Here is a 22,426-nt window from a genome sequence, read left to right as displayed (position 1 = left end):
CGGAGGAGCTTCCCGCAGGTAGGCATCCGAACAGTGCCTGGCATCTGGCCCGGACGGGTCCGACAGGTGTGGCTCAGCACTGGAACCCATACGTTGAGCTCATGCCTGTTTGCTCTGTCTGTGCCGAACAATGGAGCGTGCACGTTCTTTGCATTTGACGCTGCACCAATGTCTGGTAGCGCTTTTGGTTGTGTCATAAAAGAAGAGCGGGCAGGCGGGATTCTGGCAGGCGCGCAAACGTGTCAGGTCATACTCTGTGAGAAGCTGGAATGCTGCAAGCGCGATGGTGGACAGGATGGGAGACTCCCCCTCGTGTAGCTGGAATCGGCTCCACTGGCGGAGGGAGCTTTTCAACGTGAACGGGTGCCGGGCCTGATAATGGGGCCTGGCGGATGCGTGAAGAGTTGCTGTGAGCATTGACCAAACAAGCTCGCGTCCTCGCAGCGCGAACGGGTGCGATTGGCAAGCCTGCGACTGGATGCCGGCATTCTGGTACACGACCTTATCCGTAATGCTGCAATCCCGGCGGCGTGCGGGAATGGTTTCTCGGCATTTTTGGTTGCTTTCTCCCTCTTGACTTAGAGCACACTCTAAGATATATCCTACTGAGGCAACAGGTCTCCATGAAACGTGATGAAGGAAAGCAGGGTGTGACTTGCTGCGAGCTATCTGTGTGGTCAGTAAAAAAGGAGAGAAAGTAAAGCATGCGTCTTGGATTGCAGGTACAAAATTTTACCTATCCTGAAGGTCAGAGTCAGCTTGGAGATAGTTTCGGCTTGATCGCGGAGCGAGCAGAGCGGGCTGGCTTTTATAGCCTCTGGGTGATGGACCACTTCTTTCAAATCTCGATTGTCGGTCCTGCCGAGAACGAGATGCTGGAAGGATGGAGTGCGCTGGCCTTCGCAGCCGGTCGTACTAACCGCATCAAGCTCGGGACGCTGGTCACAGGCATCACCTATCGTCACCCCGGCGTGCTGGTAAAGACCGCGACAACGCTGGATGTGCTCTCGCATGGGCGGGCCTACTTTGGCATCGGTGCGGCCTGGAATGAGGAGGAACACAGAGGTCTGGGAATTCCCTTCCCTTCGCTGGCAGAGCGGTTTGAGCGGCTGGAAGAGACGTTACAGATTGCCCAACAGATGTGGAAAGGTGACGAGTCGCCATTTCAGGGCAAGTACTACACGCTTGAGCGCCCGCTGAATTCGCCGCAAGCCGTGCAGAAGCCGCATCCCCCGATTATGATCGGTGGCTCTGGTGAGCGCAAAACACTCCGGCTGGTTGCTCAATATGGCGACGCTTGTAATATCTTTGGCGCGCTTGGCGTGGAAGGAATTCGGGGTAAGCTCGAAGTGCTGCGTGAGCATTGTGAGCGGCTTGGACGCCCCTATGAGGAGATCGAGAAGACGACCGCCGATCGCCTGACGCTCACTGCCGATGGGCGCAACGGTACGACCTCAGCATCAGAACTCCTCGATCATCTGGGGCAGCTTGCCGAACTGGGAGTCGATCAGGCGATCATCTCGCTGCTGAACGTAACTGATCCCGAGGTCTTTGATCTCCTGGCGACACGCGTTATCCCCGAGGCCGAGAAGTTCAAGGTGGCCGGGCGCTCATAGAGTGCATGGTCTCGGGTCAGAAGCGGTTCGAGACCATATCCCCTGCTGTTCAGGCTGGCCTGTGAAGCAGCGCCTCCATCTCCGAGGCGAGCCATGCTTCATAGCGCTCGCCTGACCAGTGACATTCGTTCACAAAAAGCCGGAAGACCTCCGGCGCATGCAGTGTCCATACAATATCAGTTGCCTCCTGTTCCGAAAGCCCCGGGCGTAAGAGCTCCCGTGCCACCCACCCTCTGACTCGTTCCTCTACATTTGCTCGTCTTCTGCGCTCGCCCTCGCGCCATGCTGCCAGTAGATCCGGATCCGCTAAACCGGCCTTCCACACAATATCGATCAGATCGGCACCTCGCTCGAAATAGAGACGCGCCGCGTGCGCCCACTGCCGAATCTGAGCTATCGGGTCCATCTCGTCACTGATTGCTGGCTGCTCGCTTTCCATGCTATCAAGAAGCGCCAGCAAGATTCCGCGCTTTGAGCCAAACGCGGCATAGACAGTTTGAACGGCAACCTCGGCATCACGAGCGATATCTTCCATCGTGGTGGTTGCGAAACCGTGCTGCGCGAAAAGCCGCCTTGCCGATGTGGTGATACGCTCCCGCGTGGCCCGGGCCTGCCGCTGCCGCTGAAGCGATGTATATGATCTCTTGACATGTGCCATAGATTGATTATATCATACTATTCAATAGAGTCTACTCTATTGAATAGTAGGAAATCTAATGAAAAGGAGAGGGCCGTAAGCCCTCTTGTTTGGGAGTGTTGAGATGTCACAGGAGAAAAAGATTGCGCTTGTGACGGGCGCGACAAAAGGAATTGGGTTTGAGATCGCTCGCCAGTTGGGAGAGCAGGGGATGCTTGTGCTGATCGGGGCGCGGGCGCGTGGTGATGAAGCGGCGCGGAAGCTACAGGAAGAGGGAATTGAGGCGCGGGCGATCATGCTTGATCTTTGCGATCAGCGCAGCATTGACACCGCCGCCCGCTTGATTGAGGATACCTATGCCCGGCTTGATGTGCTGGTGAACAATGCGGCGGTCGTGGCTCCTGAGAAGGCACTTCCAAGCAAACAGACCCCGGACTCCTTACGGTTTACATACGAGACTAATGTGTTTGGCACCTTTGCCGTCACTCAGGCAATGATCCCGTTGCTTCGGCGCTCGCCGGCGGGGCGTATTGTCAACATGACGAGTGGGCTAGCCTCGCTGAGCATGAGTAGCGAAGCTTCTGCCGACTTGCTGCTGCATTTTAGCGTTGCTTATAGCTCGTCGAAAGCGGCTGTGAACGCGTTTACGATCTACTTCGCGAAAGAGCTGGAGCAGGCGGGAATCAAGGTCAACGCGGCGGATCCGGGAAGGGTGGCGACCGATATGAACCCGACAGCGACGCGCACGCCTCGGCAGGGGGCCGCTGTCGCAGTGCAGTTGGCAACGCTGTCAGCGGACGGACCAACAGGGGGCTTCTTTGATGAGAAAGGGCGACTCCCCTGGTAGAAATGCAGGGAAGGCAGGTGATCCGGGGAGATGATGCCTGTTTTGGGATTCTGACTCAAAAAAGGAGGAAAAAAGGACCATTTCTGTCCGCTTTTTCTCGTATACTGAGAGCAAGAAACAAGAAAGGAACAAACAAGATATATGAGCGACTTTGATATGAGTCAGGTAAAGGACTGGAACAACAAAATTATCGAGGAGTTTCGGGCGAATGGTGGAAAGGTTGGCGGGTTCTATGAAGGTGCTCCGCTTCTTTTGCTCACTACAACCGGCCGGAAAAGCGGCAAGCTCTATACGGTGCCTCTGGGCTATCAGACCGATGGTGAGCGCCTGATAGTGCTCCCGGGCAGCGGGCGCCCCGACTGGTACTACAATCTCAAGGCCAACCCCCGAGTGAAGGTCGAGGTGAATGGTGAGGCTTTTGAAGCGCTTGCACAGATACTGGATGGGGAGCAGAAAGCGCCCTTTCTGAAGAAGGCTCGTGAGATGTTGCAGGAGGGGGCAGCGCGTTCGGAAGAGTATGCTGAAATGGCTGCGCAAATTCCTGATGATGTGCCGGTTGTTGCGCTGGAGCGCATCAGCAAATAGAGAAAGGCAGGGAGAACAGAATGACGAGGCGGCTCCTGACCATACGAGAGTTAAACCGTGCGACACTGGCGCGTCAGCATCTGCTTGTGCGGGCCTCGCTTTCTCCGCTTGAGCTGATTCGGCAGCTTGTCGCGATCCAGGGGCAGGAACCTGACGCGCCCTATATCGGGCTGTGGACAAGGCTACAGGCGTTCCCTCGCTCTGAGCTGATGCAGTTGCTTGAAGCGAAGCAGGTGGTAAAGTCGCTCTCGATTCGGGGGACGCTGCATCTCCTGGCCACAGAAGACTATCTTCGCTTTCACCCTGTTCTTCAGCCTGTCGGGAGTCGTCATCTGCATCTTGTGGCCGCGAAAACCGAGGGGTTTGATATGCAGCATATGGAAGGCTCAATGCGAGCCTTCCTGCGCGAGCAGCCGCGAACTCGAGCTCAGGTGCAGCAAAAAGTAGGTGAATTGTACCCTCGAATGGGTACGGCACATATGGCGAGCTCCCTATCCATGTACCTTGCACTTCTCCATCTGCCTCAATCCGCTGCATGGGGAGCGACGGGGAAGCGTCTGCTCACCGAAGCTGTAACGTGGCTAGGGCGGGCTCCTGTGGCCTCTCCTGAGGCGCGGGAGGAGCTGGTGCTACGCTATCTTGCGGCCTTTGGCCCGGCATCAGTGAAGGATATGCAGGTGTGGTCGGGATTGAGCAAGATGCAGGAGATCTTTGAGCGGCTTCGTTCCCGATTATGCACCTTTCGGGATGAGCAGGGGCGTGAACTCTTTGACTTGCCCGATGCACCCCGCCCCGTGGCTGATGTGCCTGCACCTGTTCGGTTCTTGCCTTGCTTCGACAATCTGATTCTTGCCCATGAGGAGCGCTGTCGGGTCGTTGCAGATCAATATCGATGGGTCGCGATCCAGGGGATGAACACGTTTCTGCTCGATGGCTTTGTGAAAGGAACATGGAAGACGCAACGGAGTGGGTCCACTGCTCGATTGCTCATTGAGCCCTTCGCGACGCTCTCGACCCGGGATCGGCATGAGCTGGAAGTAGAAGGGGGGCGGCTGCTTCGTTGGATCGACGAAGATGCCGAGCGATACGAGATTCAATTTGAGGGTGGACTGAGATCCTAGCGAAAATGTGCAGCAAAGCAATTTGTAATATTCGGGGTTTGCCCACAGTAGGAACAGAAAGTCTGAAGAGCAAAACAGCCCAAAAAGGCTATCCAAGACTCTGAGTATGAAGCGAGACTATCAGTCGGCGGTGCAGCAATTTGGGACAGGTGGAGTTCATCATTGCTAAACGTTTGATATGGCGCATCTGATAGAGGTAGGGGTAGGATGACTGTACAGATCGATCACAACGCAATGTGTTCTCCTTGTACAGTGTTATTCCAGCTATAGTATGAAACCTGGCCAGGAATATTCATCTGTTTGCCTGAGGCACCGCCATGATGATGGTTGAAGAGGGCATTGGTCGTATACTCGTTCAATGCCTCTTGAGACGTCCAACGTGAGATTGCCTGCATTGAACCATCAGGAGCTGTCCAGATCTCCAAACTGATAAAACCTTGAAACTGTTTCATAGCAGGAGCAGCATGTTTAAATGCCTGAAGCATTTTGTCATTGCCGCCAGACCAGCAATAGTATTCACCGCAATGAACATGTGTTTTTCTCCTTGTTGGTTGATGAGACACGCCCTTATCAACCGCCTCTCAATGCAAAATAGTCGAATACGATTAATCGACTATGAGTATCTTAGCAGCTTGATGGGAAATAGTCAAATGTGACCGTTTATGCCACCAGTGTGCTCCATTGAGCCCCGTGACAAGTCACTGTCGTTTCAGCAGGAAACGGGGCTTTTGGGAAGTCCGAACGAGAGAAAAACCAGCAACTTCCTAGTGGTCTTCGGAGACGCCTTGCTCAAGTGCCTCCACAAGCCACTGGTGTTCAGCTTTGAGCATGGCTTTCCTATGGGCAAGGGCCAAGTCAACTCCTTGTCCTACTCCATGAGTAGGAGCAGCTTCCAATACCTCTATGTGTTGAGCCAGTTGGTGCAGCCGTTGTTGCCAAACCTCACGGACCTCTGTTGAGGGAAGGTGATCGACAAACATCAAGCCGATCTCAAAAGGGATGCTCATCTGTCCCGCCTGAGAAAGATGTGCTCGCAAGGCATCGAGAAAGACCTGTTCCCCTGCTTCGGTCAGGGTATAGACCTTTTTCCGCGGTCGTTTCCCTTCTTGTTGCGTACTGCTCTCCACATATCCCAGTTCACACAGTCGATCTAGCAAGCTATAGGCAGTGGAACGCTTCATGTCGATGACAGGCTTGAGATTGTGCTCAATAAACTCATTCATTTGATAGCCATGCTGTCTCTGCGCTTTCAATAATCCGAGCAAAAGAAGCATCCGTTCATCCATCAGGTTTCTCCTCTCTCTCCAAGAGCTGTTTTCATTCAGATGGTGCCCTTCATTATAGTCGATCTTGACTATTTTGTACACCTCTGGTATATTTAATCGAGTTAGATTAGTCAGTTTCGATGAGAGATGGCGCAGTTACACCAACCAACGCTGCGGTGCTCTCGCTCATTGCTCCTGAAGGGCACAGGGAGAAATTCTCAGCTTCTCTCAAGGGATTGCTGGGCTTGGACGCACCTTTGACCCGATCATCGCAGGGGCTCTCTCTCTGGACACTCTAGCCAGAATAAAAAAGGCGAATGCGGTTGGACTGGCAGCAGGTGAAGTATCGGGGTAACACCTTTGCCTCTGCTATCGATTCGGTGCTATCTCTCCCAGATCGAACATCTCCACTCGTGTGGTTGTTAGGAGAACATCCCTATGAAATTGCTATGTGTCAGTTCTCTGACGCTGCGTCTCACCTTTGTGTTCGCGATTCTTTTAGGTCTGTACTTCTGGGCCGGCTGGATTGTCCCTGCTGAGGGTGTACGCGAAATCCATATGCTCATTAGTCTTTTTTTTGTGCTCTCCCTCTGGGGAATTGGCATCGCCACATCGTTTCTGCTTCCAGGCAAAAATCTTGCCCTTGGCATCGTCTTTTTCCTTGTCGGTGGTGCGGTGGCCGTGGTTGGTGTGAATCAGGATCTGTGGCGCGCGGTTGTTGGAATTGAGGCGATGAATACGATCCACCTCGTTCTCAATATTTTCTCTATGTGCCTTGGTGGGATGGTCGTTGGTCGCGCTCTGTGCCAGGCAAAAACACAGGCCGCCAATTGATGACGACACGCAAACCACAAGAAGAAAGGGTCTTGATGAATACTGCCTCTGTGAAACCAGTCCCTCCGAAAAAAGGAAAACCCAGACCCCGCTTCTGGCGTCTGGCACTTCTTGTTATGCTTTTCCTCTTGCTTGGAGTGACAATTGCTCTGGTTATCTGGTTACGCCCCTACGCGGCGAGCGCTGATGCGATGGCCGCATTACACACCACCCCAGGCGTGACCGTGACGCAAAATGATGAGATGATCTCCTTTCTTCCCTCTACGCGGGCGAGAGTTGGGCTGATCTTTTATCCGGGAGCCAAAGTTGACCCGGCTGCGTATGCCATCACGATGCACGCGCTGGCAGAAGATGGTTATGCGACCTTTATCCTCAAAATGCCACTGAATATAGCACTGCTGGCAGAGAACCGGGCTGATGATGTGATTGCCGCACATCCAGAAATAGCGGTCTGGGCAGTCGGCGGGCATTCGCTCGGTGGAGTCGCCGCCAGTGACTATGCCGCCAATCATGGGAAGATTCGGGGACTCTTGCTCTTCGCATCCTATCCCAATGGAGACCTGTCACACCGTTCTCATTTGCAGGTGCTCTCCGTCTCAGGGTCTCACGATGGATTGGCGACGCCAGACAAAATTGCCGCCGCCAAACACCTGCTCCCCGTCACCACCAGGTATATCGTGATCCAGGGAGGTATCCATAGCTACTTTGGTGACTATGGGGTCCAGGATGGTGATGGACAGCCTACGATCACACGCAGCCAGGCACGGACGCAGATCATCGCAGCCAGTCTGGCGTTTCTCAATCAACTGACTGCGCATACGGAAAAGAGCACGAGTGGAGAGTGGACGCGCGATCCTGGCGAAAATGTGTATGTATGCTCAGGTGAAGCCAGCTCTTCACTTGCTCTTTGACGAATCTGGCCCGCGTAGCCCACGCTTGCTGACGTAGGTATTGGGTGAGTGATGGTTTGGACAGTTGAGAATGGTGGCGATTTTGCGCACGGAAAGCCCAACATGGAGCAATTCCTTGATCCGTGGCAGGTCAGCGTCAAAATTGCTTTTCTGAATGGTTCCTTTTGGCTTGCCAAGTCTCATACCCTGGCTTTTCTTGGCAGCCAGCGCTTCTCTGGTTCTCATGCTGATCAAATCGCGCTCCAGTGCAGCGAGGAGAGAAAAAACGGTCACGATAATCTTAGAACTCATATCGTGGTCGGTCAGATCAATCTGCTGTTTTAAAGCGATCAGCCGAATCCCACGTTGGACGAGCGCATTGACCAAGAGAGTGAATGGCTTGCTCGCCTGACGTGGTTGCAATCGTTTGGGAGCATGCAACCCCTTCTCGAAGGGTTCGCCTGACGAAAGTCAAGTACCTGGCGGAAGAGGCGCAGGCGTTGCATGTCACGAACCTGTGGAACTTTTCGGCGGACAAGCGCCTCGCGTTGCTGATCTGCCTCTTTAGCCACTTTATCGCCTGTGGGGTCTGGGAAGCCATTTGTATGCTCGATGGACTCATTCGCAACCGCTCTTCCATTCAACTCACCACCGTTCAAGCGGATACCAGGGCAGAACCTGCCCGTCTTTGGTCTGTCCTCCTTACTCGGCATCGAGTTGATGCCACGTATCCGCAACTGGGAAGACCTGACCTTTTACCGTCCAGACAGCGCGCCCCATTATACCCATATTGAATCCTTGTTTGGCGATCAGGTGGTTGATTGGGAACGGATCAAAACGCATTGGCGGATCTGCTGCGCGTGGTGATCTCGATCCAGGAGGGAAAAGTTCTGTCCTCGATGCTCCTGGGCAAGTGCCCGACCTACAGCCGCAAAAATCGGCTCTACCAGGCGTTCCACGCTCTGGGAAGCGTCGAGCGGACCATCTTCCTGCTCAAATTCATTTTGGATGTTAAGCACCGCGAGATCATTCATCGAAGCACGAACAAAACCGAGCAATACAATAACTTTGAGGATTGGATTCTTTTTGCCTATGGCAATGCGCTCTTGGAGCGAGCCTTAGAGGAAGTGGAAAAGCGCGTCAAATATACGGGCGTGATTGCCAACGGCGTCATGCTGGACAATGTGATTGAACTCAACGCCGCGCTCAATACCCGGGCGAAGGAAGGGGTGATTCCGACCATTGACGAATGAGCAGCTCTCTCGCCCTACCAGACGCGCCATATCAAACGCTTTGGATGATGAGCAGGACTTGTCCCAAATTGCTGCCCCGCCAACCGATGATCTGGCCTTTGAACTGGAGTCAGAACAGGAACAGGAGGAGATGGTACCAACGCTTGCGTAAGCCGGGAGGGAACAGAGGACGTTTCTCTCTTTCCTCTTCCTCACAACCGTCACCCCAAACGAGCTGGAGCCAGAAGACAACCCGGCTTCAGCCCTGCGCCAAGATAACAAATTGCTTTACTGCACAAAATCGCCAGGATCTTAGCTCACCCTCAATTTCAGACTGATGATGTTTCCGGTTTTTCTTCTCGATCGAGAATAGTATGATAGAGACGGAATGAAACGTAAGACATATAGATAAGGAGAAGAAAAACAATGCGAAAAATCATTACGACTACCTGGATATCTCTTGATGGCAAGGTTGCAGGACCGAATGGTGAGATGGATTGGGTCGGCGAATCCTATGACAAAGCAATGGGACTGTACGAGTCTGAGTTCGTTCGCTCCGCCGATACGCTCTTGCTTGGTCGCGTGACCTACCAGAGTTTTGCCGGTTCCTGGCCTTATGTGCCCGATAATCCCAATGCCTCTGAGGAGGAAAAAGAGTATGCTCGCCAACTTACTGCACTGGAGAAGATCGTCTTTTCCCGCACGCTCGAGAAGGCCGAGTGGAACAATTCACGGCTGGTGCGAGAGGTGAACGCGGACGAGATCAGACAGTTGAAGCAGGGACCGGGCCGCAATATCATCGTTTATGGAAGTATCAGCCTGATTCAGGCGCTTACCGAGCTTGGCCTGATCGATGAATATCAGATCCTTGTGCATCCGGTTGTCCTGGGAGGCGGGAAGCCACTATTCCCTGAAAGCAAGAATCGCGTGAAATTGCAACTGGTCGAGACGAAAACGCATCCTTCCGGCGTTGTGTTGCTGACCTATCAGCCGAAAGCGCTCTAACAGAGGCGGGAAGAGATGGCGCCTGTAAGGTAGTTCCTGAAGGCGCTCTCTTCCCCTTATGTCCTCTTTTTAGGTTTCTCCTCAGAAGCATCTATAGCTTGTCCCACCTTGATTCCTTCTTTTTCCATATTCCTCAAAAAGCAAAGAGCGGCCTCATCTGGTTGCCTTGCGTTTGCTTACTCTTTCACTGGCCCAAAAAGCAAAGAAGCGGCCTCATCCAGTGAAGCCGCGACCGATCGTTTAGAGGGTTTGGGCTGCCTCTTGCAGCAGTTTTGTGAAGAGGTCATAGTCGAATTGATGGCCTTCCTGTAGCTTTGCGGTAACGCGCTCGCCGTTTGGGCTGAGTTCGCCATAGCCTTCGGGGATAGAAAGGGCTTGAGCATGAAACAGCATGACATTGACATGTTTCTTCGCGGTATTGAAGACACAGAGGTATTTGCCATTCTTTTTATAGTGGGGGCGGCCATATTGTTTCAACTCCTCAACCTCTGGCACCGTTTGCAGAATGATCTGACGAAAGCGGTTACATGCCTCGACCTGCCAGGGCTGCTCTATCTTCTCGATATACTCTGTAATCTCCGGGTTCATACATTTCTCCTTTATTTGTATTCTCCCTTTTCTTTTCTTTTTCTGCTCTGAAAAAGTGGAAATATTGACAAACGGAGAAAAGAGACGGTCCTGAATGGTTTGTTTTTGGCGGCTCTGGTGCGCTGCTCTCGCATGTTAATGAGGAGGGACCTTGTGCGATGAGGATATTAATGCAAGCCACTTGCGTTATGGGTTGAGATATGATAGACTATCACTCCCTTGACTGATGCAAGGGACTTGCAGTAATGAGTATACCATAGCAGTGCAGAAAGAGGAAACTTGTGCATACAGAAGAACAGCATATTCCCATCTTAATTGCAGGCGGAGCGTTGGTCGGATTGTCGACATCTCTGTTTCTGGCCTGGCACGGCGTTCCGTCGCTGGTCGTTGAGAAGCATCCGGAACCGGCGCGTTTACCTCGGGCTCGTGGCTATAATGCACGTACGATGGAGCTCTTTCGCGCCATTGGTTTAGAGGAGACGATTCGAGCGGCGCAATCGCCTACAGCGGCCAATCATGGCATGATCCGAACGTCGTCCCTTGCTTCGGAGGAGATGGTTGTGCTGGATGAAGGAGCCTCTCCTGATCTTTCCGCGTTGACCCCGACGACGGGAACCGTGATCGGTCAGGACACCCTTGAACCGATTCTGATCGAGCAGGCAAGAAAGCTCGGGAGTGACATTCGTTTCAGTACAGAGCTGATCTCGTTTGAGCAGAATGAAACGGGCGTGAGCGCTCTCCTTCGTGATCGCACAAATGGACGTGAGTGGCGAGTTCGCGCTGATTACCTGATCGCTGCTGATGGGAACCGGAGCCGCATTCGTGAGGCGCTCGGCATCAAGACGCAGGGACCTGGCACGATCGCCTATATGACAGATATCGCTTTTGAAGCGGATTTGTCTGATGTGTTACGAGGTCGGAATGTGTATCTGTACTATATCAGTAACCCCGCATTACCTGATGGGCAGGGGGGGGTGATGCCTCTGGATAATCAGCGGCGTTGGAGCTTTGGCACTCCTATCCATCCCGAACGAGGGGAGCGGCGTGAGGACATGACCGACGAACGCTGTATCGCGCAGATCCGGATCGCTGTTGGTGTGCCTGATCTAGATGTGAAGATCCTGCCTGCCTATCCCTGGGACGCTGTGAAAGTAGGCATGTGGGAGCAGGCGGCCCGAGCAGCCGAGCGGTATCAACAGGGGCGCGTCTTTCTGGTCGGTGATGCCGCACATGCGGTTCTACCCAGTGGTGGGCTTGGTGCGGGGACCGGCATTCAGGATGCCTTTAATCTCGCATGGAAGCTGGCGCTTGTTCATTCAGGCAAGGCCGGGAGCGCGTTGCTGCGAACCTATGAGGAAGAGCGGCTGCCCATCGGAAACCTGACAGTGGAGCAGACGCGGCAACGCTACTTCTATCGCACCGGAACCGGCGAGAGCCGCATGATCGATACGGACGAACTGGTGTTCGGTTATCGATATCGAAGCGCTGCGATCATAACCGAGGGTGCCGCTGAGCAGACCGCCTTGACGCAGCCACCTGCCACGCTGAATGGAGAGCCGGGAACGCGTATCCCGAACCTGTATGTGGAGCGGGATGGGAAAGCCGTTTCGACGATTGATCTCTGTGCCGGGAAGTGGTCCTTGCTGGTGGGGGAGCAGGGGGAGATCTGGAAAGAGGCGGCCCAACAGGTGGACTTGCCCCTTCAGGTGTGCATGATTGGCAAAGAATGGAAGGATGTGGCAGGCCGTTTCGGTGAAGCCTATGGAGTAGAGGCAACGGGGGCGGTGCTGGTGCGACCGGATTTGTTTGTTGCGTGGCGCACGTGTTCGGCGGAGCATGACCCGAGCGGACAGCTTGCGCGGGCAGTGAAGCGCATCCTCTGCCTGAATCAATAGTACGGACATCGTGCGGGAAGAGCTTGCTCTGTTGGTTGCCGACAGGATCAAGGGATTTTCTGCTCAAAGAGGCTTAATTCTAGCAAAAGGCTTTGTATGAGAGCAGGAAAAACAGCCCTCGGACTAATCGCGTTTCCTGCCGCGTGTCTCCGCAATGAGGTGTGTGCTATAGCGCACGGACAACAATAACGGTCGAAGCCAGGAAGACGCTGGCTCAGAAGGGTACGACAGAGCGGCTCTACCTTATGAAGATACGCTACATTCGCTTTGATGCTATCAGGGCTGATTGTTCTCCCATGAGAACAGAGAATAGTTTGAGGATTGAGTTGTAGGAAGTGCTCTAAAGTAGTGAACATGCTCGGCACGCCTGCAACGTTTTTTTATTCAGAGGGATAGGAATTTCGACAGCATCAAATGCCAGAAGAAGGCACAATTCAGGAATCCAGGCTGCTATATGATCCAGGCTATGACCGGGTGCGTCAAAAAGTTCAACGGTGAGGTTGCCGCTATACAGCGTGAAGGTGCCCTGAAATGTGGCGGTTGGAGGCATCAGGATCACAGAACTGAACTGTGCTGGATACCGCTGCTGAAAGCTGGCCAGCATCGTCTTTTCCCGCTCTTCTGTCATGCGAGTACGGCAATGGGTGTGCCCGATAATGGGGGCTGTCTGCTCTCCCGTGAAATAACTGTTGCCCCATGCATGATCCCAGTCTGCATGACTGTTCATAACCAGGAAGGGCCGTCCGACTCGCTCCTGCCCCAGATCGTGAACGATCCTTGCCATATCCTCAGGATGAAAGAGGGTATCACAGAACAGGATAAATCGCCCGGTCGAAATCAGGTAGCTATCAACCTCAAAGTCATCAAAATCGCTGAGATTGGGCTGACTGCTTCGATACATGCGTATGCGATTATCGGGGCTCATCTCGTGTACATACGTGACATATGACATAAGATCTCTCCTGGAGATTGTTTCAATGCACCTTTGTGTTGCCATCTTTTTTGGGGGGGGACGTACTCTTTAGTCTCGCATAAAGGTCAAGCTGAGAGAAGGTAGAGTACTGAGAAATAGCGATACAATCATGCGTATATATGGAGTAATAGAGGATGAAATTACTACTGCTTTAAAATGAAGGCGAGATTTTTCTTATGGTAACATTACGGCCAATGACTGAAGCCGAATATCAAGCTTTTCTGGAACCATCAATTCGAGAGTATGCAGAGGACCATGTCAAAGATGGCGAGTGGTCAGAGGAAGAGGCGCTAGAAAAATCACGGAAAGAGTTCTATGATTTGTTGCCGCAAGGGCTTGAGACACCGAATCACTATCTCTTTACGATCGTCAATGAGGAGCAACAGAATGTTGGCATGATCTGGTTCATGTTGCGCAAACGACAGGGGAAATTGGCCGCATTCATCTATGATGTCAAAGTTGATGAGCCATTTCGTCGCCGTGGCTACGCCTCGCAGGCGTTCCGGGAGCTGGAGCACAAGGTGCGCGAGCTCGGAGGGAGCAAGATCGCACTACACGTCTTCGGGCACAATCATGGCGCCATCCAGCTCTATACGAAGCTTGGCTACGTGGTAACGAATCTGCATATGGCAAAGGAGATCTAATCAATCCTATAGCAGCAGTGCGTCTCTTCAACCCGATGCGAGGAGACGCATCATTGTTCTCTCTGCTTACGAACAAAGCGGAATTCTGTATGAACTGATCGCTTTGATACTCGAATTTCTTCTTGTACTGGTAAATATAAAGACATCGCAAAATGCAATAGTTGTGCCATTTCCCAGCTTTTTTGTGCCGTTGATGGCACCAGTGTTGCCGTGCGTGATGATGTTCTCTATGTGGAGCTCGGTAATATTTTCCTCTTTCAAACGTTCCAGGGCCTGTGTATACCGGTTGATGCCTTCAAAGCGCTCTTGTCCCACGATATCCCAGACGATGGTATCTGTCACGAAGGCGGCTGCGCTGCTAAAATTATTGTTCGCACAGGCGATGGTATAATCTTTGAGCTGCTGCTTTTTGGGGGCATTCCCACAATCCTCGGCGCAAATGACGTTGATCATATTCTCTCCTTTTCTCATCTGAAAGCTCTTTCTCTGGTATAGCAGATGAGAGCGGAAAGGACTTCTCCTATATTGCGCAGTTATAAAGGAACAGTCTAAAGCGAGCGATTTGTATTGTCCATGAAAATCGGGCTGGCGTTTGGCTTGATCTTACGGCTGTTGATGGTTGTGGCTATAGCTCCTTTCCACGATCCCGTAGAAGTGGCGAACAGTTCAACTGATCACGGTGATTCGCCCGGTTGGTCTGGCTCTGTTAACGGCTCAGGCACGGACGCAGGTTCATATGTGCGAGCAGGTGGCCAGAAACAAACAGCGTTTCTTCTATGAACGGAGCGCGCAGAAATACCCCTTTTGGAAGATCTCATTCCTCCCTTCTGTCGGCTATACTTTCTGGCACAGGATAGAGATTTTGTACAGAAAAAGGATAGACTATTTTCTATGAGTAAAATGCATGCCGACGAGGTAGACATTGATAGTGTTCTTGTCGGTCGGTTGATCGCTGCCCGGTTTCCCCGGTGGGCGGCATTGCCACTTGAGCTGGTTCGTTCCGCCGGGACGAATAACGCGCTCTATCGGCTTGGTTCCGACATGGCAGCCCGACTGCCTCGGATTCCGGGTGTCGTGAAACATCAGCACAAGGAACAGCAGTGGTTGCAGGAACTTGCTCCACATCTGCCGCTGGCGATCCCGGCTCCGCTTGCGATCGGAGAACCGGGTGAAGGCTATCCCTGGCCGTGGGCGGTGTATCGCTGGCTCGATGGTGAGAGTGCGGAACGGCAGGGGATCAGCGATGAAAAGCAGGCGGTGCATGATCTGGCGCACTTCATCAGCGCGTTGCAGCGAATTGACTTTTCGCGCTGGCAGATACAGCCGTCTCCGTCTTCACGCAGTGGACCACTTTCCCGGCGAGATCGATATGTTCGAGAGGCAATCGCCGTCAACACCGATGCTGTGACCCGAGCGTGGGAGAAAGCTCTTCAGGCGCCGGAATGGGCGGGACTCCCCGTCCTGACCCACGGAGACCTGTTACCGGGCAATATGGTGGTGCAACAGGGGCGAATCAGTGCTATCATTGATTTTGAGGGCCTGAGAATCGGCGATCCTGCATGCGATCTGATTCCCGCGTGGTGTTTGCTCTCCCGGCAAACGCGGCCCTTGTTTCGTGAGGCTCTGTCGGTTGACAACGCGACATGGGAGCGCGGTCGTGGTTGGGCGCTTTCTATCGGGCTGATTGCGTTGCCCTACTATCAGCATACCAATCCGGTGTTTGCTGTCACGGCTCGACATATGATCGACGAAGTGCTTGCTGATTACGAATAGCGATGCTTGCAACAAAATAAGGCAGGAGGCTGCATTGCTTCCTGCTTCTTTGTTTTGAAACAGTGGTTTTGTGCTTGTTGGATCAGAGTTTCTTAAAGAAGTAAATGGTGCTATCAAGCGTGCCGGTGGCGCTACGAGCAAACTCAGGAATAATCCCGGCTTCCTGATAGCCAAGCTTTCGGTAGAGCTGCTCGGCCGTATCGCCCAGACGCGTATCAAGGACAAGCAGGCTGCGTTTGTGCTCGCGTGCGACCTGCTCAAGCGCTTGCATCAGCGCCCGTCCGATGCCGCGTCCTTGCTGCTCAGGATGTACAAAGAGCTTTTGCACTTCGGCGCGATGCAGTGCGTTGGGCTTTGTGGCCAGCGCGAGCTGTACCGATCCGACAATCTGTTCAGCAATACGTGCGAGGAGCAGGATGGTTGTCTGCCGGATGATATCCTGAAAGACGCCGTGCCAGTAGGCTTCGGCTTCCTTTGTGTCCAGAGGCGGCAGAAATCCGATGGAGGCTCCGGTTGCGACGACCGTCTGAAGCAGGTGGGTCAGGGCGGGAAGGACAGCTTCTCTGGCTTCGGACGGCACGCGCTCAATGGTTAGTGATGGGACAACCATAGTGGCCCATGTTCTCCTTTCTCAACAAGCATTGTGCTCATTATAAAGCGGATGTGTTCAGAATGGCAAGTGGACGCTGGTGACGGGAGAGGATATGATGCTGTGCTCACCCGCCTCTGGAGTTATGCGGTGGTTGTCAGGTTGATGTGTTGGGTGATGGTATTTTCATGTCTTCGGCGAGCAAGAAGGCCCTTGAGAGGATCAGCGACAGGGGTGAATCCGCCATCGAAAGGGGGAACAGTCCGTTTATTTGATAGTGCTCGGGGCGCGATCAGAGATACTGGTCATTCTGGGTTCCATCAAGATGTTACTGGAGCCAGGATGAATCTTATAGGTGCGCGGCGTGCTCCGCATCTTCAGAAAGCATCTCCAATCGTGAAGCGATTTTGCGTGTGCTTCTCTACAAAAAGGATATCAGAGTAGTGGCTGTGCATAGGTGTGCTACAATAGAGATCTATATATGAAAGAAGAAAGTAGAATACCCGTGTGGAAAAAGCGGCACTATCAGTATCGGCGGAGAGAGCCGTTTTCGGAAGAGCGCTTTATCATACGAGATCACGGAAAGATTCAGGAGAAGCGGAGTATCGTCCACATCGTTTTAAATGTTCTTCTTTGTGCTATTCTATTCTACTGTATCTTTTTTCTCCATATTGGTCGCCCTTATGCGCGGTTTGATGCCGATGGCTGTGGTGATAGTGTGCCTGAACGCTTTTTTCTTTGTGATGCTCTGGGGCACGGGGGTAAGTATTCAAGTCCCTGTACTCCTGTGTCCTTTCTCCCCTCACATGATCTTCCTCTTTGTCTGTGTGGTGCTTTTCTCGATGCACGGAAATGAACTGATGCCCATTCTTGTGGCGTGGCTTGTCGTGCTGCCTGTCTATGTCGCTCTGTATTGCCTTGTACGATATGTGAGGTAGCCGCAGGGAGCGAAGCGTCTCCCGCTCCCTGTGTCCTCAGGCAGGCTCTCCCGGAACGATCCGCAGTTCATATAGGGTGCCGGGAATGAGAACCTGCTGCGGCTGGTCTCCCTCGATCTCAACGCGGATAGGGGCAGAGACTGCCGCCTTTGTTGTTGGGAACCATGAGCGCCCGAGTTTGACCACGATCAGGCTTCCGTAGCGATCACCGACGGGGTTGAAGGTCGGGCCGGGCTCCTTTTTGATCGAGACATAATTGAACTGTTCTTGCAGGTAGGCTGACGTTATGAATGGGTTCTCGACTGCAAGTCCGATCTCACCAACGCGTAGAATCATATCAGATGAGAATATGTCCTCAGGCCGCTCCTCAGGCAGGTCTGCCCGTACCAGGAATTCCAGAATATTTCCGGCCGCGTCATAGAAGTAGCAGCTTCGACCGACCCAGTTTGTTGCGGCGAACTCGTCTTGTCCATCTTCCTGCAACAGGGGAATCCGCTGCTGAAGCCAGGCTTTCCCCTCAGCGAACTGGTTGAGGGGAAGCTTGAAGGCGAAATGATAGACGTATCCACGCTGTTCCGTTGCCTCAAACGTGATGCGGGTCTCTCCGGCTTTGACCGTAAAACTCTCCTGTGTTTCCGCGAGCAGTGGAAGGTGTAGAAGCGAGGTATAGAACGCCTTTTGTGTCTCAAGTTGTGTCGTTTGGAGCGTCAGTGCCCTGATTTTCATTGTCGTTGTATTCCTCCATTTCTTTCGCTATGCCTTCCTACGCCTGAGTATAGAATGCGGAACGAGAAGAGAAATTGTCCAAAAAGACAGAATGATTCCTGTTCAGAGGGACAGTTTGCCTGCTTGTGGCGGGACAACGCCTGTTCCGCTTTATGGCTGAACGAGTTCCTGGACTTTGCAGGAAACCGTTTCTTTCTCGTAGTTCTGGCGGATGGCTGCCGGCACTCTGCTCAACAGCCCGCGTTTTTTGTTTCTTAGCTCTGCCGTCAGGCGAGCGCGTTCGATCGACTCCTGTACCTGTTGGTCATGAACAATGTTCAAGTTTATAAAAGAAGAATACGGTTGCAAATGGATCTCCTCTTGTGTTGAATACTGTGCTCGTCATCGTGAGCTTGCTCTAAGGATAGAGGATACGTAGTGGTAGTGTGATCTCCCAAAAGGGGTAATCCATGCGTGGGAAGGGGTATTTCAATATTTCAAAAAACTGCAATGACATGAGGTGTCAGAGAAGGCCGAGAAGCAAGCGGGTGTGAAGTATGCTTGCTTCCCTCAGTTACCTCTTCTCAAGGTTTATACTCGATTGCCAGAAGCGAGAGCTGTCTGGGAGAAGGAGGCATGCTGCGTTGTTGCTCTTGTACCTTTCGGGCTTTTTCAAGTAAGGGTGCAAACGCCTGATCTTCGTCTGACGGAGACCAGGAGAGCGGCCTTGCCCCCTTTTCTAGCAGAGCGGCATTTCCGGCAGGGATAGAGCTATCCTTTGTTGCCCGCACATAGACCCGGCGTTTTTGATGGAGAGCTCCATTCGCGCCCTCCCATGTACCGCCTTTGGTATCTGACTCCGCGACAATAACGATTTGTGCCAGCCCGGTGACAACCTTATTTCGCTCCATTGCACGGCTGACGAGCCAGGGGGCATCCGGGTGAAACTGACTGAGAAGGAGCACTTTCCCTGCCTCGATACGTGGTTGTAGTTCGCGTAACTGTGTCCTGCTCAGCTTCCGAATTCCCTGGGGAAGTACGATAGTAGTAGGTCCATCTGCTTCTGTAGCCCCTTCATAGGCGGTTCGATCTACGCCACGAGCAAACCCGCTGATCACATTTGTGTTTTTTTCTGCAAGGTAGCGAGCTACCAGTCTGGTAAAGTGCAGGCTTTCGGCGTTGGCATTACGTGAACCGATAATGGCAACTGTCTGCCGCTTCAGAATATCCAGTTGTCCTGCATAAAAAAGGAGCGGAGGGATGTGGTTGCGATCAAGAGCCAGTTTCAGCGTTTCTGGATACTGTTCGTCCAGCACGCTGATTACGGAAATGCCGCTATGTTGAAGCTGCTCTACAAGAAAGGACTGAGCAACGATGGTTTCTCGGGCCTGCTCGAGCTTTTGAAGCCCTTCGGTTGTGAGATGGCACACCCGAGCCCATTCCTGCGCCTCGGCAGCAAACAGGTCTTCAATAGTTCTGCCTGCTTGCTTGCACCATGTGACCAGTATCGTATTGATGACCCTGATAGGTAACTTGCTTTGAAATACTAATGCGAACCAACAGGCTTGTTCGCGTGCGTTCATACTATTTCTCCTTACTGGTCTGCTGCTAGCGTGCGCGTAATGGTAAAGGGATAGACCGCTACTGCTCCCGCCTCTATGAGTGCTTCTGTCGCTGCTCGTATCGTGTACCCTGAATCATAAATGTCATCTATCAGGAGAATCCTGCGATTGCGTACCTGTTCGGGAGCGCTAACAGTAAACGACCCTTTGACATTGTATTCCTTTTGTTTGCTATTCAGGCAATCCTTTTGTTGTTTTGTCACACGGTTTTTGGTCAAAGTAGGAACATATGTTATAGATATCATATTTGCAACACGTTGTGCAAATGTTTCAACCAAATTCCCACTTTTCGTAGGGGGAATGCTGACAATATAATCTATCTGTTGCAGTGGGTAGCGTTCACGTAATATTTCTGCCGCCCGCTGTACCAGGATATCCGGGAATGGCCCCATGTTTTCATATTTGCTACCACGTACCAGCCGCCCAATTTCAGTATTTCCATGATACGAAAGCGACCAACCTTCCTCATGTTTTTTCCCTTGCTTGCCCTTGCTATCGATATGCGGGAGATACTCATATTGCAAGAAGTGTTGGGCTGCCTGTTTGAGTTGAGACGAGGGAGTAATGATCTGATAAGCCTCAGGCCTGCATGCACCACATATTCCGCAGGGGCTTTGATCCGGGTCGCCCAGATAACTGGTCAGATAGGTCATGTAGCATGTGTCTGACTTTGCATACTGGATCATTTCTTGTAGTTCCTGCTTCTTTTGCTCTGCAATTGTGTCATAAAAGGAGAAGTCGATGTGATTGGTATATTGGATGGAGCTATAACGACGGCTCTTCTCCTTTCGCACATATCCCTGCTCTCGTAGATCTTTCAGTACCGTACGAAGAACATTCGTAGAGAGCGAAAGGCTTAATAGTAGCTCTTTTTCGGTCATCCCATGAGATGAGCGCTGAAGAGCGGTCATCACCTCTCTGTAACAGCGACTTTCTGGTTTTGCTCTTTTGATAAAATGCTCCTGGATTTTTCGATCTTTCTCGTCATAGAGCAGAAAACAGTATGATGGCAGACCATCGCGACCGGCACGGCCAATTTCCTGATAATAATGAATGGGAGAAGCAGGAAAATGGTAGTGAATAATGAAACGAAGGTCGGGCTTATCAATGCCCATACCAAGCGCATTGGTTGAGCAGATCACTTTATGGTGATTCTGTTGAAGGTTGTTTTCGATTTCCTGCCTGCGTGTGTCTTCCAGCCTGGCATGGTAGTGATGTGCATCAATGTTTTGTCTACGAAGAAAGTCGGCAGTCATTTCTGCATCCTTTTGTGTCGCCGTATATAGAATTCCGGTACCAGGAAGATGGGGAATGAGGGCAGCGAGATAGCTCAGTTTTTCGCTATCATCGGAGAGCGGAATCACGTTGAGATAGAGATTCGGGCGTTTCATTGAGCCTCGTATCACTTCAGTGCCTGTCCCCATCTGTTCCAGGATATCTTGCTCTACCCGTGGGTTTGCGGTGGCGGTTAAAGCAAGGAGTGGTGTTTGTGCCGGGAGGGCGCTGATCAAGTGACGAATGCGGCGGTAATCTGGCCGAAAATCATGCCCCCAGGTTGAAATACAATGCGCTTCATCGATCACTACCAGGCTGATACGCATTTTCTGTACGTATTCACGCCAGAGCGTGTTTTCCAGACGTTCGGGTGCTATGAAGAGAAGTTTAAGCTTCCCTGCAACTGCCTGCTGTAGTGTCATCTCATTCTCTTCCACGCTGAAATCAGAACTGACAATTGCAGCCGGTATATGGTATCTCTCATTGCAACGCGTGCACTGATCGCGCATCAGAGCTTTAAGCGGAGAGAAGACGATGGTGAGGTGAGGATAATAGAGGCTTGCCATTTGATAGCAGAGTGATTTTCCCCATCCGGTTTTCTGGATTGCGAGCACACGTTTGCGCTGCAACAATTTCTTGATGATGTGCAGTTGCCCTTCGTGAAAGCCTGTGGTGATGTGGAAACGCTCTACAAGGAGGGTTTCGGGGGATACTTGTGCTATCGGAAGCTTATCTACCATAAGAAAAACCTACCTTACAAGAAATACTCCGAGTTTATGAAAGAAAGGGGGTAATGGAATCCAGGCTGAAATTATAGCGTAACTCTACTTCTACTACAATAAAAAGAATATAAAAAATATATTAAGATTCTGGTGAAAACGACTTTTGAAGAAGATGCAGGGGAGAAATTGGAAGCGGTAAAAAAGGAATGGAAGAGAGCACGATGCACTATCATTGTGGTGATCGGTATGGAAACGCCTTTACCGTTCGTATGATGAGGAAAGAACGGGGTGTTGAAAATCCAGGGTGTAGCCATATTCGTTGACGCAGAGAATCGAGATGCCATGCACTTTCAGCTTGCCGTTGGCGTTGCTCAGATGCTTGGTGACATGCGACCGCTCGGCCAGTTGGGCGCAATGCTGTAGCTGCTCAAAGCTGACATAGACCGGCGGCACGTTTGTTTCTGGATGCTCCCGCCGATAGAGCGCGAAATGCTGTAGTCGCTCAAAATGACGTAGCAGATAGATGCAGAGCTTATATTCCGTTGGTGAGAGCCGAACCAGCCTGCCATTAATTTGCAGATGATGGAAGTGATCGTTGTGATAGATCTGGTAGCCCTCGATATGTGGCCCCGCGTATAGTTGATCGATGTGCTTTGCCACCTGATAGACC

The 22,426-nt window shown here is 52.2% G+C and carries 26 protein-coding genes and 1 pseudogene; 13 read left to right on the top strand and 14 right to left on the bottom strand.

Annotated features, from left to right (window positions below; genetic code table 11):
• Nucleotides 1-99: 99 nt before the first annotated feature.
• Nucleotides 100-417: a CGNR zinc finger domain-containing protein gene (locus EI42_RS34840; protein WP_371860020.1), complete on the bottom strand. Its 318-nt coding sequence runs from the start codon at nucleotides 415-417 to the stop codon at nucleotides 100-102.
• Between the two features lie 287 nt (nucleotides 418-704).
• Between EI42_RS34840 and EI42_RS08465 the strand changes: the two genes are divergently transcribed.
• The gene (locus EI42_RS08465) at nucleotides 705-1,616 is read left to right on the top strand and encodes an LLM class F420-dependent oxidoreductase (protein ID WP_111320834.1); all 912 of its coding nucleotides are present in this window, start codon (nucleotides 705-707) and stop codon (nucleotides 1,614-1,616) included.
• A 49-nt stretch (nucleotides 1,617-1,665) separates the two neighbouring features.
• Here the strand turns inward: EI42_RS08465 and EI42_RS08460 are convergent, their stop codons facing one another.
• Complete coding sequence (locus EI42_RS08460) at nucleotides 1,666-2,274, bottom strand: TetR/AcrR family transcriptional regulator (protein ID WP_111320832.1); 609 nt, start codon at nucleotides 2,272-2,274, stop codon at nucleotides 1,666-1,668.
• 103 nt (nucleotides 2,275-2,377) lie between these two features.
• Between EI42_RS08460 and EI42_RS08455 the strand changes: the two genes are divergently transcribed.
• The 3 genes from EI42_RS08455 (at nucleotide 2,378) to EI42_RS08445 (ending at nucleotide 4,806) form a co-directional block, all read left to right on the top strand.
• The gene (locus EI42_RS08455; RefSeq protein WP_111320830.1) at nucleotides 2,378-3,100 is read left to right on the top strand and encodes an SDR family oxidoreductase; all 723 of its coding nucleotides are present in this window, start codon (nucleotides 2,378-2,380) and stop codon (nucleotides 3,098-3,100) included.
• A 156-nt stretch (nucleotides 3,101-3,256) separates the two neighbouring features.
• Nucleotides 3,257-3,685: a nitroreductase/quinone reductase family protein gene (locus EI42_RS08450; RefSeq protein WP_111321193.1), complete on the top strand. Its 429-nt coding sequence runs from the start codon at nucleotides 3,257-3,259 to the stop codon at nucleotides 3,683-3,685.
• A gap of 20 nt (nucleotides 3,686-3,705) precedes the next feature.
• Complete coding sequence (locus EI42_RS08445) at nucleotides 3,706-4,806, top strand: winged helix DNA-binding domain-containing protein (RefSeq protein WP_111320828.1); 1,101 nt, start codon at nucleotides 3,706-3,708, stop codon at nucleotides 4,804-4,806.
• Between the two features lie 224 nt (nucleotides 4,807-5,030).
• On the opposite strand, the gene EI42_RS08440 is transcribed toward EI42_RS08445, so the two are convergent.
• Both EI42_RS08440 and EI42_RS08435 read right to left on the bottom strand, forming a co-directional pair.
• The gene (locus tag EI42_RS08440) at nucleotides 5,031-5,369 is read right to left on the bottom strand and encodes an antibiotic biosynthesis monooxygenase (RefSeq protein ID WP_137686282.1); all 339 of its coding nucleotides are present in this window, start codon (nucleotides 5,367-5,369) and stop codon (nucleotides 5,031-5,033) included.
• Between the two features lie 201 nt (nucleotides 5,370-5,570).
• Nucleotides 5,571-6,092 (bottom strand): PadR family transcriptional regulator, encoded by a 522-nt coding sequence (locus tag EI42_RS08435; protein WP_111320824.1) that lies wholly within the window; start codon nucleotides 6,090-6,092, stop codon nucleotides 5,571-5,573.
• A 417-nt stretch (nucleotides 6,093-6,509) separates the two neighbouring features.
• Here EI42_RS08435 and EI42_RS08430 point away from each other — a divergent pair, with 417 nt between their 5' ends.
• Together EI42_RS08430 and EI42_RS08425 are read left to right on the top strand one after the other, a co-directional pair.
• Entirely contained in the window at nucleotides 6,510-6,905 is a 396-nt protein-coding gene (locus EI42_RS08430) for a hypothetical protein (RefSeq protein WP_111320822.1), read from the top strand.
• 35 nt (nucleotides 6,906-6,940) lie between these two features.
• Nucleotides 6,941-7,816 (top strand): alpha/beta hydrolase, encoded by an 876-nt coding sequence (locus EI42_RS08425; protein WP_170142462.1) that lies wholly within the window; start codon nucleotides 6,941-6,943, stop codon nucleotides 7,814-7,816.
• On the opposite strand, the gene EI42_RS08420 is transcribed toward EI42_RS08425, so the two are convergent.
• Nucleotides 7,802-8,182, bottom strand: a complete 381-nt coding sequence (locus tag EI42_RS08420) for a recombinase family protein (RefSeq protein WP_246046438.1) — start codon at nucleotides 8,180-8,182, stop codon at nucleotides 7,802-7,804. The two genes, EI42_RS08425 and EI42_RS08420, sit on opposite strands and share 15 nt — an antisense overlap.
• An 8-nt stretch (nucleotides 8,183-8,190) precedes the next feature.
• Here EI42_RS08420 and EI42_RS34835 point away from each other — a divergent pair.
• The 3 genes and pseudogenes from EI42_RS34835 (at nucleotide 8,191) to EI42_RS08400 (ending at nucleotide 10,032) form a co-directional block, all read left to right on the top strand.
• Nucleotides 8,191-9,048 (top strand): annotated as a pseudogene (locus tag EI42_RS34835) (Tn3 family transposase).
• Nucleotides 9,038-9,199 (top strand): hypothetical protein, encoded by a 162-nt coding sequence (locus EI42_RS32390; RefSeq protein ID WP_170142461.1) that lies wholly within the window; start codon nucleotides 9,038-9,040, stop codon nucleotides 9,197-9,199. The pseudogene EI42_RS34835 and the gene EI42_RS32390 overlap by 11 nt, the downstream one beginning before the upstream one ends.
• Before the next feature lie 254 nt (nucleotides 9,200-9,453).
• On the top strand, nucleotides 9,454-10,032 hold the full coding sequence (locus EI42_RS08400) for a dihydrofolate reductase family protein (protein ID WP_111320814.1): 579 nt from the start codon (nucleotides 9,454-9,456) through the stop codon (nucleotides 10,030-10,032).
• A gap of 240 nt (nucleotides 10,033-10,272) precedes the next feature.
• Here EI42_RS08400 and EI42_RS08395 read toward each other — a convergent pair whose 3' ends face one another.
• Nucleotides 10,273-10,620 (bottom strand): DUF1801 domain-containing protein, encoded by a 348-nt coding sequence (locus EI42_RS08395; RefSeq protein ID WP_111320812.1) that lies wholly within the window; start codon nucleotides 10,618-10,620, stop codon nucleotides 10,273-10,275.
• A 281-nt stretch (nucleotides 10,621-10,901) separates the two neighbouring features.
• On the opposite strand from EI42_RS08395, the gene EI42_RS08390 reads away from it, so the two are divergent.
• Entirely contained in the window at nucleotides 10,902-12,515 is a 1,614-nt protein-coding gene (locus EI42_RS08390) for an FAD-dependent monooxygenase (protein WP_111320810.1), read from the top strand.
• A gap of 340 nt (nucleotides 12,516-12,855) precedes the next feature.
• On the opposite strand, the gene EI42_RS08385 is transcribed toward EI42_RS08390, so the two are convergent.
• Entirely contained in the window at nucleotides 12,856-13,467 is a 612-nt protein-coding gene (locus tag EI42_RS08385) for an MBL fold metallo-hydrolase (RefSeq protein ID WP_111320808.1), read from the bottom strand.
• 197 nt (nucleotides 13,468-13,664) lie between these two features.
• Between EI42_RS08385 and EI42_RS08380 the strand changes: the two genes are divergently transcribed.
• Entirely contained in the window at nucleotides 13,665-14,132 is a 468-nt protein-coding gene (locus tag EI42_RS08380) for a GNAT family N-acetyltransferase (protein WP_211326082.1), read from the top strand.
• 66 nt (nucleotides 14,133-14,198) lie between these two features.
• Here the strand turns inward: EI42_RS08380 and EI42_RS08375 are convergent, their stop codons facing one another.
• Nucleotides 14,199-14,585 (bottom strand): nuclear transport factor 2 family protein, encoded by a 387-nt coding sequence (locus tag EI42_RS08375; RefSeq protein WP_137686280.1) that lies wholly within the window; start codon nucleotides 14,583-14,585, stop codon nucleotides 14,199-14,201.
• A 114-nt stretch (nucleotides 14,586-14,699) separates the two neighbouring features.
• Here EI42_RS08375 and EI42_RS33155 point away from each other — a divergent pair, with 114 nt between their 5' ends.
• Together EI42_RS33155 and EI42_RS08365 are read left to right on the top strand one after the other, a co-directional pair.
• The gene (locus EI42_RS33155; protein WP_211326081.1) at nucleotides 14,700-14,912 is read left to right on the top strand and encodes a hypothetical protein; all 213 of its coding nucleotides are present in this window, start codon (nucleotides 14,700-14,702) and stop codon (nucleotides 14,910-14,912) included.
• A 111-nt stretch (nucleotides 14,913-15,023) separates the two neighbouring features.
• Nucleotides 15,024-15,905 carry an aminoglycoside phosphotransferase family protein gene (locus EI42_RS08365; protein ID WP_211326080.1) on the top strand — a complete coding sequence of 294 codons (882 nt, stop codon included), beginning with the start codon at nucleotides 15,024-15,026 and terminating at the stop codon, nucleotides 15,903-15,905.
• A gap of 82 nt (nucleotides 15,906-15,987) precedes the next feature.
• Here the strand turns inward: EI42_RS08365 and EI42_RS08360 are convergent, their stop codons facing one another.
• The 6 genes from EI42_RS08360 to EI42_RS08330 form a co-directional block, all read right to left on the bottom strand.
• Entirely contained in the window at nucleotides 15,988-16,515 is a 528-nt protein-coding gene (locus EI42_RS08360; RefSeq protein WP_111320800.1) for a GNAT family N-acetyltransferase, read from the bottom strand.
• Between the two features lie 953 nt (nucleotides 16,516-17,468).
• Nucleotides 17,469-18,158: a VOC family protein gene (locus EI42_RS08350; protein WP_111320796.1), complete on the bottom strand. Its 690-nt coding sequence runs from the start codon at nucleotides 18,156-18,158 to the stop codon at nucleotides 17,469-17,471.
• 150 nt (nucleotides 18,159-18,308) lie between these two features.
• Nucleotides 18,309-18,506, bottom strand: a complete 198-nt coding sequence (locus EI42_RS08345) for a hypothetical protein (RefSeq protein ID WP_111320794.1) — start codon at nucleotides 18,504-18,506, stop codon at nucleotides 18,309-18,311.
• 215 nt (nucleotides 18,507-18,721) lie between these two features.
• Nucleotides 18,722-19,720 carry a DNA-processing protein DprA gene (locus EI42_RS08340; protein ID WP_111320792.1) on the bottom strand — a complete coding sequence of 333 codons (999 nt, stop codon included), beginning with the start codon at nucleotides 19,718-19,720 and terminating at the stop codon, nucleotides 18,722-18,724.
• An 11-nt stretch (nucleotides 19,721-19,731) separates the two neighbouring features.
• The gene (locus EI42_RS08335; RefSeq protein WP_111320790.1) at nucleotides 19,732-21,774 is read right to left on the bottom strand and encodes a RecQ family ATP-dependent DNA helicase; all 2,043 of its coding nucleotides are present in this window, start codon (nucleotides 21,772-21,774) and stop codon (nucleotides 19,732-19,734) included.
• A 240-nt stretch (nucleotides 21,775-22,014) separates the two neighbouring features.
• Nucleotides 22,015-22,416: a hypothetical protein gene (locus EI42_RS08330; RefSeq protein ID WP_137686279.1), complete on the bottom strand. Its 402-nt coding sequence runs from the start codon at nucleotides 22,414-22,416 to the stop codon at nucleotides 22,015-22,017.
• Nucleotides 22,417-22,426: the final 10 nt, after the last annotated feature.

Source organism: Thermosporothrix hazakensis, from assembly GCF_003253565.1.
Classification (GTDB): Bacteria; Chloroflexota; Ktedonobacteria; order Ktedonobacterales; family Ktedonobacteraceae; genus Thermosporothrix; species Thermosporothrix hazakensis.
The sequence above is the reverse complement of the archived record's forward strand: the minus strand, read 5'-3'. Positions and strand labels throughout refer to the sequence as shown.